Annotated in this window: 10 protein-coding genes; 2 read left to right on the top strand and 8 right to left on the bottom strand. The window is 46.8% G+C overall.

Features of this window, described 5'->3' with window-relative positions:
• Positions 1-17: 17 nt before the first annotated feature.
• The 8 genes from GVN16_RS21690 to GVN16_RS21655 form a co-directional block, all read right to left on the bottom strand.
• Positions 18-2,480 (bottom strand): glycosyl hydrolase family 95 catalytic domain-containing protein, encoded by a 2,463-nt coding sequence (locus tag GVN16_RS21690; protein WP_166566051.1) that lies wholly within the window; start codon positions 2,478-2,480, stop codon positions 18-20.
• A gap of 112 nt (positions 2,481-2,592) precedes the next feature.
• Positions 2,593-4,497 (bottom strand): glycoside hydrolase family 88 protein, encoded by a 1,905-nt coding sequence (locus GVN16_RS21685; protein ID WP_166566050.1) that lies wholly within the window; start codon positions 4,495-4,497, stop codon positions 2,593-2,595.
• 26 nt (positions 4,498-4,523) lie between these two features.
• A complete protein-coding gene (locus GVN16_RS21680; protein WP_166566049.1) occupies positions 4,524-4,856 on the bottom strand; it encodes a cupin domain-containing protein in 333 nt (110 codons plus the stop codon).
• A gap of 284 nt (positions 4,857-5,140) precedes the next feature.
• Positions 5,141-6,331 (bottom strand): alginate lyase family protein, encoded by a 1,191-nt coding sequence (locus GVN16_RS21675; RefSeq protein WP_166566048.1) that lies wholly within the window; start codon positions 6,329-6,331, stop codon positions 5,141-5,143.
• Entirely contained in the window at positions 6,328-8,472 is a 2,145-nt protein-coding gene (locus GVN16_RS21670) for a TIM-barrel domain-containing protein (RefSeq protein WP_166566047.1), read from the bottom strand. The genes GVN16_RS21675 and GVN16_RS21670 overlap by 4 nt, the downstream gene beginning before the upstream one ends.
• A 7-nt stretch (positions 8,473-8,479) precedes the next feature.
• Positions 8,480-10,531, bottom strand: a complete 2,052-nt coding sequence (locus GVN16_RS21665) for a penicillin acylase family protein (RefSeq protein ID WP_166566046.1) — start codon at positions 10,529-10,531, stop codon at positions 8,480-8,482.
• A gap of 3 nt (positions 10,532-10,534) precedes the next feature.
• Positions 10,535-11,701: a S9 family peptidase gene (locus GVN16_RS21660; protein ID WP_166566045.1), complete on the bottom strand. Its 1,167-nt coding sequence runs from the start codon at positions 11,699-11,701 to the stop codon at positions 10,535-10,537.
• 21 nt (positions 11,702-11,722) lie between these two features.
• Positions 11,723-13,039 carry a gluconate:H+ symporter gene (locus GVN16_RS21655; RefSeq protein WP_166566044.1) on the bottom strand — a complete coding sequence of 439 codons (1,317 nt, stop codon included), beginning with the start codon at positions 13,037-13,039 and terminating at the stop codon, positions 11,723-11,725.
• Between the two features lie 180 nt (positions 13,040-13,219).
• On the opposite strand from GVN16_RS21655, the gene GVN16_RS21650 reads away from it, so the two are divergent.
• Both GVN16_RS21650 and GVN16_RS21645 read left to right on the top strand, forming a co-directional pair.
• On the top strand, positions 13,220-14,125 hold the full coding sequence (locus GVN16_RS21650; RefSeq protein ID WP_166566043.1) for an EamA family transporter: 906 nt from the start codon (positions 13,220-13,222) through the stop codon (positions 14,123-14,125).
• Between the two features lie 102 nt (positions 14,126-14,227).
• Positions 14,228-14,527 carry a hypothetical protein gene (locus tag GVN16_RS21645; RefSeq protein WP_166566042.1) on the top strand — a complete coding sequence of 100 codons (300 nt, stop codon included), beginning with the start codon at positions 14,228-14,230 and terminating at the stop codon, positions 14,525-14,527.
• Positions 14,528-14,537: the final 10 nt, after the last annotated feature.

Genomic DNA, 14,537 nt, shown 5'->3' with positions numbered 1-14,537 from the left:
GATTGAATTGGTTTTATTTATTTTTTAACGAGGGTAATGACTTGTCCTTTCTGAGTGGACAGGTCATACTCAAATTTATCTTTCAGAGACAACTTCTGAACCATCTCAGGGTTTCTGATGATGGGTGTCGAAACTTCTGCGACGTAAAATAAAGGGTTTGCATTGGTTTTCTCAGCCTTTTTCAGCACCGCATTTTTTGACAGCAGCTGATTTCCGGACCTCAGCCTCAGGTTACCGCCCAGGTTTGACTTAACGACCAGTTTGCTGATCTCCCCTTTTTTCCATTCCAGCTCGACGATATCAAAACCACCGCGGGTGCGGAGGCCTTTGATGTTTCCGTTGGGTAAGGCGTCCGGCAGGGCAGGGAGGATGTCAATCAGTCCGTCGTGACTCTGAACCAGCATCTCGGCTATACCGGCCGTGCATCCAAAGTTTCCATCAATCTGGAAAGGAGGATGGGCATCAAATAAATTAGGGTATGTGCCACCGCCACCACTTTTCGGAACGAGGGGTGACAGCTGGTTGGTAATCAGTTTATAAGCCCTGTTGCCGTCGTGCAGCCTGGCCCACCAGTTGACTTTCCAGCCCATTGACCAGCCTGTAGAAACATCACCGCGATGTTCCAGTGTAGTTCTGGCAGCAGAAAATAACTCTGGATTTCTGTAGGGAGAAATCTGGTTGGCCGGAAAAAGTCCGTACAAATGGGAAATGTGACGGTGATTGTCTTTCGGATTATCCAGGTCTTCCAGCCATTCCTGTAGTTGTCCGTGTTTTCCGACCTGCATAGGGGGCAGTTTTTTGGCCATGGCCTTCAGTTTTTCGCTGAATTCCTTATCAATTCCTAACGCTTCGGCTGCATTGATGGTGCTGTGGAACAATTCAAAAACAATCTGGTTGTCCATGGTCGTGCCCGCGTCAATCGAAACGTTCGGGCGGTTGACAGGTGAGTTTTCAGGGGACATCACCGGCGTAACCACCAGCCAGCCATGACTTGGTTCTTCCACCAGAAAATCTGCAAAGAACTGTGCTGCTCCCCTGATCACCGGGTAGACTTCTTTTAAGTAAGTTTTATTGCCTGAATACAGGTATTTCTGATACAAATGCTGGCTGAGCCAGGCTCCGCCCATTGGCCACATGGCGTAATAGATCGGGTCAACAGGCCCGGTTATTCTCCACAAATCGGTGTTGTGATGAGCTACCCATCCTCCGGCTCCGTACATTAATTTGGCGGTTTCCTGCCCTCTGTCGGGTTGTGCCAGGTCTTTGACCATCGCGATCAGCGGCTCATGCAGTTCACTCAGATTGGTGTTTTCTGCCGGCCAGTAATTCATCTCTGTATTGATGTTGATGGTGTATTTGCTGTCCCAAGGCGGGCTCATTTTGTCATTCCAGATGCCCTGCAGGTTGGCGGGTTGTCCGCCGGGTTGAGAGCTGGAAATGAGCAGGTAACGACCAAACTGGAAATACAGGTTTACCAGGTGAGGATCACCGTTTTTAGCAAAATTGTTGATCCGCTCATCAGTCGGCAGATGGGCTGCAGCTGTTTCTCCCAGCTCCAGTTTTACCCTGTCAAACAATGATTTGTATTTATCGGTATGTCTTTTTAACAAAGCAGGATACGTAAAGACTAGGGCTTTTTGGAGATACGAAGCTGCCAGTGCCTGCTGGTCACCCGAAATGTCTTTATAGTTTTTATAATTGGTCGCTATTGAAATGACGAACTGTACTGAAGTCGCATTTTTAACCAGAATACTCGTGTCGGTTTTTTGAACCGTTCCACCCTGAGGCAAGACGCTCACGAGTGTTTCAAATTTTACCTGACCTTTCACGCCTTCGTGTTCTTCTGTAATGCCTGAAAGTTTCAGTAATTTATCTGAAACCGACCGGGTTGTTTTTTGCAGACTGTTCAGAAAAGCATTCAACGAAACGTTTCCCGGACGGTCGGCACTGATCCTGACGACAATCACCCTGTCTGTCAGCGAGGCGAAACTTTCTCTTTTGTACCTGACGCCGTTTGATGTATAGGTAGTGGTCTGAACGGCTTTTTCGATGTCCAGTTCACGGTTATAATCTGTAGCATCCATATGCCCGAAATCAATATTGAGATCACCCACGGGCTGGAATTTCATCCCGTTGATGCCTGGCGACTGGATGGTTTTGGAGGCCAGCTGCTGGGCTTCCTTGTTTTTGCCTTCAAAAATCAGCTTCCTGATCTCCGGAAGAGAGGCTTTGGCCAAAGGGTTTTCGTTGCGGTTAGGGCCTCCTGACCAGACTGTTCCCTCATTGAGTTTGATGATTTCACGCCGGGTGTTGCCGTAAATCATCCCTCCAAGAAAGCCGTTGCCGATGGGCAGGGCTGCCTCCCAGGTGTTGCCGGCCGGTTGTTTATACCACAACTTCAGCGGCGTTTTCTGTGCAAATGTGCTTAGTGAAATAAATGCGGGCATCATCAACTGTAATGCCTTTCTGATAAATTTCATATGTTTTCTGTATTTCCCTTTGTTTTTTTCTTACTTCTTTCCCCACCCGATCTGAACATAACTGTCAGGCCAGCGTTTCCCTGTCTCCTTTTTCCTTTCTGCTTTGTCCTGCTTATTTCAAAATCCACCTGATAATATCTCTTGCTGCTGCATAATTCTGAAACGACGGGCCGATTCTTCTGCCGTCCAGGTATTCATTATATAACCACGGATCGCCGACCACAAACACCCGTCCTTTGCCATAATTGGCCGTAGCGATGATGATGTCATTGCCTTTTTTAAGTACCGGGACAGCCGGAGCTTTTACTGAAAGCGTAACCAGTTCTTTAATATAGACCGTCTGGGTGGTTTTGAAAAGAGGATTACCCGCCGGAATATTCAGCCTGCCCTGTTCAAATTTCACCCCTTCCACCATATTGATGCTGTTGTTCGTAAACTCAATACCAAATGCTTTAGCCAGCTGGTTGAAATGAGGAATTTCGCAGTTGGCCGTATCATTGGCCATCATCACCAGGGTTCCGCCGTTTTTAACCCATTCAGAAATAACCGCGATGTCTTTCGGTTCAACAAAGTTAGGCTTTTCTGTTTCTTTTTTTGTATCGGGGTCTACGATGATGTAGGCATCCAGTCCGGCCAGGTTGGCTTTGGTCGGAGCTTCCCTGAGAGCCAGGGTTTTGCTGCCGAAATCCCTGAACATTTTGCCCAATAACCAGAACCCTGAGTGCATTTTATCTTCCCAGGTATAGTGGAATTGTTCGGTTTTACCGTTCAGGTCTTTTCTGAATTCACGGTTGAAATAGTAATCAAGACCTATATTTTTAGATTTGACAGCCTTTTTCTCAGCGGCGATTTCCATCTCCACACTCGCAAAAATGAATGGACCAACCCCTTTGAGGTCGTTTTTGCGGATGGGCTCGCTCAGGTAGTATTCATAACTGCCGTCACGGTACGGTGTTCCACCTAATCCGCCTACGCTCACGGTTTTGTTGAGGCTGATGGTGCCGTCTTTTTCGACTTCAACGAATTCTTTCAATATGCCTGCGTAACCTTTCTGTGCAGCGGCCAGGAATTCAGGTTTCAGATAACCCATTCTGACACCTTTAGCCAGTGAATAGACAAACATGCATGAAGCGGAGGCCTCCAGGTAATTGCCTTTGCGGGTACTCAATGCGGTCATCTGGAACCAGGTTCCGGATTTCGGGTCCTGGTATTTGACCAGTACCGGGGCCAGCCTTTGAAGATATTTGATCAGATTGGCCCTTTCCGGGTGATTTTCAGGAAAATAATCAAGCACATCCACCAATGCCATGGCATACCAGCCGATGGCTCTGCTCCAGAAATGAGGAGACCTGCCTGTTTTCTTATCCGCCCATGGCATTTCCTTGCTTTCATCATACGCATGATAGATCAGGCCGGTTTTTTCATCCACAGCATATTTTTCGATGAGGGCAAACTGGTTGGCGATGTCGTCGAAGTGTTCCGGTTTATTGAATATTTTACTGTATTCGGCAGAGAACGGCTCGGCCATAAAAAGACCGTCGAGCCACATCTGGTTAGGATATCTTTTCTTGTGCCAGTAGCCTTTTTCTTTGGTACGGGGCTGGTTTTCCAATTGTTTCCAAAGCTGATCGGCAGCCAGTTTGTATTTTTCCTTGTCCGGTTGGGTTTGCTGATAAAGCATCAACAGGGCTTTGCCGGTAGGGATATTGTCAATATTGAATTCATCATATTTATAAGTCCTGATACTGCCGTCTTTCTGAACATAGCGGTCCATGTCCTTGCGGATGTATTCGAAATATTTCGGTTCTGCAGTTCTGTAAAATACTTTTTCAAGAGCCTGGTGCATCAGTCCCTGCTCGTAGTCCCAGCCTGCGGGTCGGCCGGGCTTAACAGCGATCGAGTCTTTATACCATGACATAAATGAGTCGGCCATCCTGATGGAATAAGGCTGTTGGGCAGAAACATGCTGAATGCTGAAAAGGCAGAGTAAAATAAGGAGAAAGGTTGTTTTTTTCATTGTTATCGTTGAATTGCCGGGTTGAATCAAATAAAATCTTCTCTGAGAGGGCTGAAAACATCTATTAAAATGCCTTCTTCCAGACAAACGGCTCCGTGGACAATATCCGAGGGGACAAAGTAAACGTCACCTTCCGACAATATCTTTTTTTCTTCACCGATTTCTATTTCGAATTTTCCTTTGGCGATGTAGCTGGCCTGGGTGTGAGGGTGGTGGTGCAGGGCACCGATACCGCCGGTTTCAAAAGCTACTTTGACGATCATCATCTTGTCATCATAAGCCATGACTTTTCTTTTTATTCCGCCGCCCAGGTCCTGCCATGGTATGCCGGCGTCATCAATCAAAGTATCTACTTTCATCTAATGGTTTTGTTTATTCCCTGTTAAAATTTCTGCGATTGTATTTATCCAATAAAACCGGCAGCCGTTATCTTGTATTGCTTCCCGAATGAGTCTTTAATTATAATAATTAATTATTGGAATATAAATATTTTCAGATGAATTATTTATGCAAACGTTAACGGGAACGATGCCATTTTAAGTTTTCGGGCAGAAGTTACTTTTTTTACAGCTGAATGTTCAGGAAATTGTACTTTTCAGACTCCGGCTCAAGGCCCTCGTCAGGCTTGTCAAGTTGCATTTTTTTAATTTTTGAGAGATCTGTCAACGGCATTCCGGCTCATCCACAGCAGAGGGTGGCGTATGGGTAAATTGCGGATTACTTCGGATTCAACCGGCTGATGGTCCTGGTTTTTCCAGCTGGCAAACCAGGGATAAAAACCATAGGCTTCAGCTCCGAAAAGGACCGAGGGCTGGGCAACCGGCCACTCATCCCAGTACATAACATCTTTCAGATAAGGCCAGAGGCTTTTGTCGTTCAGATAGGGCATAAGAAATTGTATGCCTTTCTTAAGCGATTTGCCGTCGGGGGTACTGTAACTGAAAAGATCATCTTCCGGAGTGGACAAAATCCGGGCAATCGTGGCCATCGCGTCAAGGTTGAAAATGGAGTACCCAAATGGTTTCGTCCTTTTTAGTTCTAAGGGGAAACTGCCGTCTGCGGCCATCTGGTTTGGTAAAAGGACGTTTTTGAATCTGTCGGAACAAAATCCCTGTAGTTTTTTATCGTCAGTAAACTTTGCAAAAGCGGCCACCTGCATCACCCAGCAGGTGCCGTGATTATTGGCGGCATTCATTTCCTGGATACCGTACGGGTGGGTCGTGAGCCAGCCGAGGTAGTTTTTAAACCAGGTTTTATGAAGTTCAATGTCTTTTCTTTTGATCTGTTTAGAATCTGAAATAACCGCTAAGGCCTGGCTCACTTCCATCAGGTGAATGGTGTCAATGATGCCGATGCCTCGCCCCGTAGCCCGGCCTTTGATGGCCTGGGCGTATAAAAGATTGGGGTTCATCAGGGTGGTTTTGTCTGCAAACCAGGCGTTGGCATGTAACATACAGGCCCTGGCATAGCGGTCATCCCCTGTGATTTTATAGGCAGAAGCCAGTGCTCCCATGATCTGACTGAAGCGGATCATGACCAGCCGGTGAGCCGTAAAATTATCCGGATTGGTTTGTCCGTCTTTTTGAATGTAGGCACTGTCAGGATTTGCCGGGTCAGGCCACCAGTAGTCGCCTTCAGATGAAAAATCATGTAAGCCCCCGGCACTCCTGGGTGAAGGGTAGGCTGTGATGGTCAGCGGTTTTTGTTCAAGGGCCCAGGCTGCCTCTTTCATGATCTGTTCACGCAATGTGCTGATAGCCTCGTCATAGAACCTGGATTGGGCAATACCGGCATTGGCCCAAAGCATCAGCAAACAAAACACTGCTCTTTTCATCGTGTCATCGATTTCCAGGTGATGGCTCCCAGATTATCCGGTTTGCCGGGCTGAGGCGAAGAAACCGACCCTTTTATGCTTCCGTCTTTGCTTTTTTCTATGCGGATTTCCCGCCAGCTGAACTCTCCTTTTTCATAATTGAAGGTTTCGCCGTCGTCATCATAAAGCCGGTATCTGCCCGGTTTCTCACCATAGTGCCGGAACTCAATATCGGTTTTCTCTCCCGCTTTCGGAGCATGCAGTTTTTTAGGCATGAACGGAATGATTCCCCCGTCTTTCACAAATACCGGGATTTTGTCCAGTCCGGGCGTGACGGTAATAATTTCGCCGTTGCCGGCATAAGCCCCGGTATAGAAATCGTACCATTTTCCTTTTGGCAGGATCACCTTGCGGGTTTGCTGCCCGGCAAAGAGCGGGGCCACGAGTAGGTATTCTCCGGCCATGTACTGGTCTTTGACTTCTTTCGCCACGGCTTCCAGGTATGGGTTTTCTTCCAGGTTGGTATTTTCGGTTACTTTGCGGGCTTCGGTTTTAAAACCCTCTTCCAGGTTCATGGCCCTGAACGGCGGCGTACCCTCAAAGTGGTATTTGGCGAATTCCGAGTACCAATAAGGCATCATCTGCATCCGTAATTCTGCCATTTCCTTGACCTGCGGTGTCACTTCCGGGTAACTCCATGGTTTGGTGCCGCTCGACCAGGCATTGATCATGGCCATGGGCGAAAATACGACGGTCTGCATTCTTCTCAGCCATTCTTCACCTGATTTTGAAGCCCTTACTTCCGGTGTCCACAGCACCCCGGCAAAGCTGCTGTTGATCAGGGCGGTGATGAAATCTTCGTGGTTGTAGTAATCGTTATAAATCACAAAAGGATAACTCACCCCGCCTGCATTCGAGGCCCTGATGAGGCCGTAGGTACGCTCGTTTTTCTGACGGTAAATGTCTGTGGTGTACCGCTGCATCTGGAGGCCGTAAGTCTGGCGGGTCTGTTCCGCACTGATGCCCGAGGGGAAAGTAGCCACATCCGGCCACAGCCAGGAATCGTATCCGTCCACTTCATCTATTTTATAGCCGCTGATGCCGATATCAATGGCTTCTTTTTTGAATTTACCAAATAACATGCCTCGTCCCTGCGTAGTGTTGAGGTCAGGCACAGCCCCGACCCAGACCGTATGGGAGCCGGTGTAAGGCAGGATCGAAGAATAGATAGAAGAAGAAGGCGATACATAAGGATTAAGCCAGAGGTTGAGCCGGACTCCCTTGGCCAGCATGTCGCTTACCAGTTGTTTAGGGTTAGGGAAACGCCCCTGATCCCATTCGAAAGTGCAGGGGTATGATTTACTTTGCCAGCCGGGTTCCAGTCCGATATAATCCAGAGGGAAGCCTTTTTCTTCAAATTCGCCGGCTTCTCTTTTGACGTCTTCGGCATTATACAACCTTTCGACCCTTTGCGTAAAGCCTAAACCCCAACGTGGAGGCAGGCATCCGCCTCCGTTGAATAAATTGAATCGCCTGATCGCTTCCAAAGGCGTCGGACCCTCAAAAACGTAGACTTCAACCCCTCCTGCAGGCACCATGATCTCAACAGCGTCCGAGTATGGTCTTGCCGACCAGGTTTTGTCGGTGTTCCTGTCCTGGGCAACGGGTGGGTTTTTACTGTCTTTTCTGACGCCGGTTCCGGCATATACATCCAGGTACCTTGCTGAATTGATAAACACCCCATAGCCTTTGGAGGAAACATAAAAAGGTGTAGGAGCGTGGGTGCGGCCATTATCTTTGCCACCAAAATGATCCACATGTAATTGCATGATCCTGCCACGCTGATGCACCGTCTGGAAATTGAGCCCGAAACCATAAATCTGCTCTTCCCTGTCTAGTGGAAAAGAAAGATAGGTTTTGGCATCTGAGATTTTGCCGGAAACTTCCTCAGATTTAAACGGAAAACCTGACCTGGCCAATTGTTGCAATGCGTTTTGGTTAGGAGACGCTCCCGATGCATTGATCAGGTTAAACGCTTCCGGTTTTCCGATGACGGCTTTCCAGACGCCCGGGTTAACTTCCTTCCATTGCATCTTCTGAGCGAAACATACATCACTCAGGAAGGCGAGTATCCATAATATAAGAAATCTGCAGGGCTTCATAAGTTGATTATTTGGGGTGGTAGGTTTTAACAGCATTTTTCATCACTTCAGCTTTGTCAAGACTCATTTTTTTGGTTTTCTTTTCGAGAAACATATCCATCTGGTCAGCGAAATGCGGATCTCCTGCGTTGGAGGAAGCTCCGAAGTTGATCACCGATTCGATTTCCGGCAACCCGTTTTTCGGGAATCTGACCAGTTCGATGTAAGATTCTCCGGCGACGACTTTGAATTTACCGTCTTTATAAGGCTGATCGTGCATGGCCGTCAAGACGTCCGGTAAACCCCAGGAAGGTTTTTCGGTCGTGCCTCTTACCAGCTTTTGTATTTCTCCCAGGGCCGGGTCCGTTTTTCCGAAGTTTTTAAGAAAGTGTTCTTGGGCCAGCTTCAAAGCTTCTTCCATTTCAGCCTGGGTAGCCTGGTGTCCTTCGCTGATTTCTCCGTTAAACATTTTGGTTTTGAAATAATTGTAAACCATCAGGAATACTGCGGCTCCCTTACTGTCAGCATCGGCCTTCCTGTCCCAGGTTTGTAAGGTACTCAGCATGCCTTTTATCTCGGGCTTGTCTGTTTTTAAATTAAAGATTGGATTAAGGTTTACCTGGAAATAGAGGCTGTCGGGGTACTGATTATCATACTTGATCTTTTTAAAATCTTCGTAGTTGAGTTTATCATAGCCTGAAATCAACTGCTGAAACCTGATGCTCCGGTTGTTGTCATAAGTTTCATAACCCATTGTCGGGTCAAAATCCGAGGCTTTCAGATTATCAGCTTTTCCTGTCGCGTTGAAGGGTGTGTGATTGGTATTGACCAGGTATCCGCTGGCAGGGCTTACGTACTGAGGGAGGGCTTTCAGCGGGTGAAATTCCGTCCAGAGGGTTTTGGAGGTGTTGCCCGGCACGGTGTTTTTCCAGTCATAACCTGCCTCTCTTTTCGGGATTTTGCCGTTGCTGACATAAAATATCGTGTCGTTTTTATCTGCATAAATGGTGTTGAATCCCGGTATGGCAGTCATTTCCATTGCTTTGTAAAACTCTGAGAAATTCCTGGCCTTGTCCATCTTATACCATTGTTCCACACCTCTCAGGTCCTGGTTGGCACCCAGACGGATAGAGAAAGTGCCTTTGTCTGTTCGCATGGTGGCACCGTATTTACTCCATAAGGCCTCTTTCCTGACGGTGATATTGATCATGCCCAGTTTGACTTTCAACGGTATTTTTCTCACTTCCAGTTCTTCCCACCGGTCGTCAAAGCGATACTGGTTTTTGTTCTCAGGATTGATCTGCAACTGATAAACATCTATTTTGTCCTGGTAGTTGACAGTGTGTGCCCATCCCAGGTTTTCGTTGACGCCGTGAAACACCACCGGCCCGCCGGGAAAAAGCCCTCCGAGAATATTCAACCCTTCTTCGCTGCAAAGGTGGGCCTCATACCAGGCCACCGGGCCCTCCAACGGCTGATGCGAATTGATGGCCAGATAGGCTTTTCCATCCGTGGTTTTCTGAGCAGAAATGGCAAAAGCATTGGATCCTCCTGCTTTAAAATTATCAAGCGTTTTGATATTACCTTTCAGGACTTTGCCCAGCACGTCATCGGCTCCTGAAATGACCGATAGCGACAAAACGATCGCAGTCATGTATTCTTTGGTCGTCAGGGGAAATGATTTTTTGAGTAATACTTTTTCCGGATGTCCGGCCGCAAAGGCGTTAATCCCCGCCACATACCCGCTGATGAGAGCCTTGAATTCTTTAGAGAGCTGCTGCTCGTATTGTTGTTCAACGACCTCTTTGCATTTCAGTAAAGCCACGACATAATCTATCGTTGCTCCGTCTTTGCCTTTTAATTGCCCCAGCATCCCTTTGCCTGAGAGCATGGTCAGCTGAATGGTCTGGAAGTCATCTTCTGCATGGGCCCAGGCCAGTCCGTAAGCTACTTCCGGGTCTGTTTTGGCAAAAATATGTGGCACTCCCCACTGATCCCTGACGATGTTGATATTTTCAGGATTGATCTGTGCAACGGCTGCACCGGACATCAAAAGCAAAAGGAGGATTTTGAATTTCATGATTTACAGTTGGTTGATAAGGGTACTGACTTTGTCGTCGCCTTTGAGGGCATTGGCCGGCAAAGGATATTGATCATTAAAAACACTTAGTTCATTTCTGCTCAGGACCTTGTTTCCTGATTCGTCAATTTTGCCGTCAGTGGTAACTTTCGCAAGATCAAGGCCCAGGTGTTTAGCCAGGAAATGATAGGCTGCCAGTCTTTTAGAAGGGCCATAGTCGTGCTTTTCATCAGGTAAATGTACATTTTCGACCATTTTCGGAGCGTTGTAGAAAGAATAGATCCGCTGAATATGAGGATATTCGAATTCAGGCGTATGTTTGGTCCAGTCGTCTCCGTCTGAAACCAGCAGCATCGGTTTCGGAGCAAAAGTGGCTGCAATTTCCACATTGGAAGTCTGATGGGTCGGGCGTTTGTGAATCGCCATGCCGCTTTCGCAGGTACAGCCGCCAAAGAAATGTCCTGAAACCATCACCACCGGAACAGAAACTTTCACCCTGTTGTCAAGAGCTGACAAGAGGAAAGTCTGCGTTCCGCCACCGGACTCGCCCGTCACTGCAATGTTGTTTTTATCCACCCCGAGCATACCACTCAGGAAATCAAGGGCCTTGACGCTGTTGATAATCTGTAGTTTAAGCCCTTTTTCGATTTTGTGTTCGCATTGTTTGGAGTCGCCCATGCCGATCATGTCCCAGGCAAAAACGACGGCCCCCATCCTGGCCAGGGTGGCACAACGCTGCTGGGTGGCCTCGCCAAACCTCGGGTCGTTGCCATGCCCGTGAGGACATAGAATGCCCGGTTGCTTGCTTTTCAGCAGGGTGGGTTTGTACAGGTTTCCGGTCACATAAATACCCGGGGCACTTTCAAAATAGACGTTTTCGACAGTGTAGCCGTCCATTGTTTTTTTACTGTGAATCGTAGCTTTCGGAGCAGGGCCGGGCTTGATATGCTTAATTTCAGCCCCATCCAGTATGCCTTTTTTAATGAGATCTGCCCTCTTTTCCCATTCCGCTTTGTTGGTATATGATTTAGCCCATTCGGCATGCACTTCTCTGGCCTGGGGTTCGGTAAAGAAATTTCTCTGGCAAAGATCAGGTTTTTCAGGGTTAAACTGGGCTACGCCCATCAGGCTTGAAGACAGTAAGGTAAATGTCAAAGCAAAGGTTTTCATGATATATCGTTTAATTTAAATTCATCCTAAGACCCAGTTCAGAGCGAGTACGCCAGCCAGACCGGAAACCGACACGAGCGTTTCCATGACCGACCAGGTTTTGAGTGTATCTGCCATCGAAAGCTGGAAATATTCCCTGAAAAGCCAGAACCCGGCGTCGTTGACATGGGAAAACATCATACTCCCTGCCCCGATAGATAATACCATTAAATGTGGCTCGGTACCCGTTGAGGCCAGCAACGGAGCCATAAAGCCGGCCGTGGTGATGCCCGAAACCGTGGAAGAACCCACTGCCACACGGATAATGGCTGCCATTCCCCAGCCCAGGATCAGCGGATCAAGCGTGGAATGTTGCATCATGTCTGCAATGGACTGGCTCACGCCGCCGTCTGTCAATACCTGCTTTAAAGCCCCCGCACCTCCGAAAATAAGGAATAAGGAGGCCACCTCCTTGATCGAGTCGGAGAGGAGAGAAGCTATTTCGGTCATGTTTTTTTTCTGTTTCAGCCCCAGGGCATAAATCGCGAATAACACCGAAATAAACATACTCACCACCGGGTCTCCGATAAAAAACACAACCTGGTAGGCAACTGAGTCTGTATCAAAATAAGGAAGGAAAACCGTAGATAAGCTGATCAGCAGGATGGGTACCAGAACTGTCAGAAAACTGATAAAGTTCGAGGGCATTTCTTCACTTTTCAGTTCAGGGGCTATGAAGGCTTTATTGGGTAAAGTAAGATATTTTTTTACTGTAGAACCAAACAAAGCCCCGGAAACCAGGATAGCGGGAATCGCTACAATGATGCCGTAAAAAAGCGTTAAGCCCATATCTACCTCAAACTGTTTGACAATCGCCAGCGGAGCAGGGTGCGGTGGTAAATAGCCCTGGGTCACTGAAAGAGAAGCCAGCATGGGAAGTCCGAGGTAAACAGCCGGAAGTTTGGAACGGTAAGCTACCGTAATGACAATCGGAGCCAGGAGCATAAAACCCACCGAGTAAAAAAGTGGAAGGCCGACGATGAAACCAGTCAGCATAAAAGCCCAGCGTAAATAACCGCTTCCGAAAATCTCCATCATGGTCGTTGCTATTCTCTGAGCTGCTCCGCTCTGGGCCACCAGTTTACCCAGCATAGCCCCCAGGGCAATGATAGAAACGATAGAACCGAATGTGCCTCCGATCCCTTTTTCGACGGCTTTGACAATGGGCATAGGCTGCATGCCGAGGGTAAGTCCGATACCGAATGCCACAGTGAGAAAAGCCAGAAAAGCGGGTAGTCTGAAATAGGAAATCAACAGAATAAGCACGATTAATCCTGCGATAGTGATCAGAAGGGGCATAAACTAAGTCTTTAAAAGAATAAGGGTTGAATCGGGATACAACTTACTCATTTTTGCGGTACTTTCCCAAGGAAAATTATCACAATAATATTAAATTACGAAGGCTTGTCCGGATAGGAGCTTTTTCGGGGAACTCATTTGTTTTAAATGCGTTGACTTTTGAAACGACGCCGGTATCTGATGAAACTTTCTAAATATTATATCGCTGCACTTTCGGCTTTTCTGATCTGGGGATTTTTCAGTCTTGCTCTTAAGCCCCTGCACCATTATCCTTCGCTTGATATCCTTTTTTACCGCATATTTTTCTGTGCGGTGATCATGGTCGTGATTAATATTTTCTTCAGATACTCCGTTTTAAAAGAGAATATGACGGTATTTAGGGCCATGGAGCCGAAACAGAGGCGGCGGATTGTTTACCTGACGCTTGGTGGAGGATTACTGCTGACGGCCAACTGGTTTGTATTTATCTATGTTCTCAATCACATCAGCATCAAAGCGGCTTCTTTCGCTTATCTGGTTTGTCCGATACTGACGACTGTGCTGGCTTATCTAATCCTGAAAGAAAAACTGAGCAAATGGCAGTGGGTGGCTGTGGCTCTGAGTGCTTTCAGTTGTATTTTACTTTCATTCAACAGCCTCAGGGACATCGTTTACAGTCTGATCATTGCCGGATCCTATGCCTTATACCTGGTAAGTCAACGTAAAAACACCGGTATTGACAAGTTCCTGATCCTGAGTGTGCAGCTGATTTTTGCTGCCCTGGTCTTACTGCCTTTTTACCCGGCTTTCAGCAGTAATTTACCGACAGAGCCGATGTTTTACTGGCTGATCCTGATCATTGCCATTGCTTTTACGATCATTCCTTTATATCTCAACCTGTACGCTTTGCAGGGTGTTACTTCTTCTATGATGGGGATATTGTTGTATATCAATCCCCTGATCAATTTCGTGCTGGCTATCTTTTATTTCAATGAGCCTGTCAACAGCTTCCAGATGATGGGTTATGCTATTATTTTCCTTTCTATCCTGATCTTCAACGAACAGTATGTTTTCGGATTCCGGAGGAAGGCGGGTTTGCAGTTGTAACAAAGTGTTTCTTATTTGTTTCTTGTCGTTAAAAGATACTTCCGGGGTTTGATTTTCCGTTGAAGATTTATTTATATTTGTAATAGTTAAAAAAGGATAGAAATGGAGGCGATTAAGATCAATGTAAACAAACAGATAGACGGTTATACTTTCAGTATCGCTCCGTCTATCAGGGAGTTGATTAAGAAATGGTTTCCTGATTCTCATCCGGCCAATAATATTTTTGTTTCTTACGACACCAAAAGTGATTTTGAGGCTTATTACAGAAGGTTGGAGACTTATATTTATCCTGCCTTACTAGGGGTGAACAATCAAAAAGAGTTTAATAAAAAAGTAGACGAAATTTTATTTATAGACACACAAACCGGAAGTTTACTCCACAAATACAAAACAACTGATTGAAAAGAAATTA

This window comes from Emticicia sp. CRIBPO (assembly GCF_009905725.1).
Lineage (GTDB): Bacteria > Bacteroidota > Bacteroidia > Cytophagales > Spirosomataceae > Leadbetterella.
The sequence above is the reverse complement of the archived record's forward strand: the minus strand, read 5'-3'. Positions and strand labels throughout refer to the sequence as shown.

Coding starts and splice junctions, on each gene's coding strand:
- GVN16_RS21685 (WP_166566050.1), bottom strand. CDS start 4,497: ATGAAAAAAACAACCTTTCTCCTTATTTTACTCTGCCTTTTCAGCATT.
- GVN16_RS21680 (WP_166566049.1), bottom strand. CDS start 4,856: ATGAAAGTAGATACTTTGATTGATGACGCCGGCATACCATGGCAGGAC.
- GVN16_RS21675 (WP_166566048.1), bottom strand. CDS start 6,331: ATGAAAAGAGCAGTGTTTTGTTTGCTGATGCTTTGGGCCAATGCCGGT.
- GVN16_RS21690 (WP_166566051.1), bottom strand. CDS start 2,480: ATGAAATTTATCAGAAAGGCATTACAGTTGATGATGCCCGCATTTATT.
- GVN16_RS21655 (WP_166566044.1), bottom strand. CDS start 13,039: ATGCCCCTTCTGATCACTATCGCAGGATTAATCGTGCTTATTCTGTTG.
- GVN16_RS21665 (WP_166566046.1), bottom strand. CDS start 10,531: ATGAAATTCAAAATCCTCCTTTTGCTTTTGATGTCCGGTGCAGCCGTT.
- GVN16_RS21645 (WP_166566042.1), top strand. CDS start 14,228: ATGGAGGCGATTAAGATCAATGTAAACAAACAGATAGACGGTTATACT.
- GVN16_RS21660 (WP_166566045.1), bottom strand. CDS start 11,701: ATGAAAACCTTTGCTTTGACATTTACCTTACTGTCTTCAAGCCTGATG.
- GVN16_RS21650 (WP_166566043.1), top strand. CDS start 13,220: ATGAAACTTTCTAAATATTATATCGCTGCACTTTCGGCTTTTCTGATC.
- GVN16_RS21670 (WP_166566047.1), bottom strand. CDS start 8,472: ATGAAGCCCTGCAGATTTCTTATATTATGGATACTCGCCTTCCTGAGT.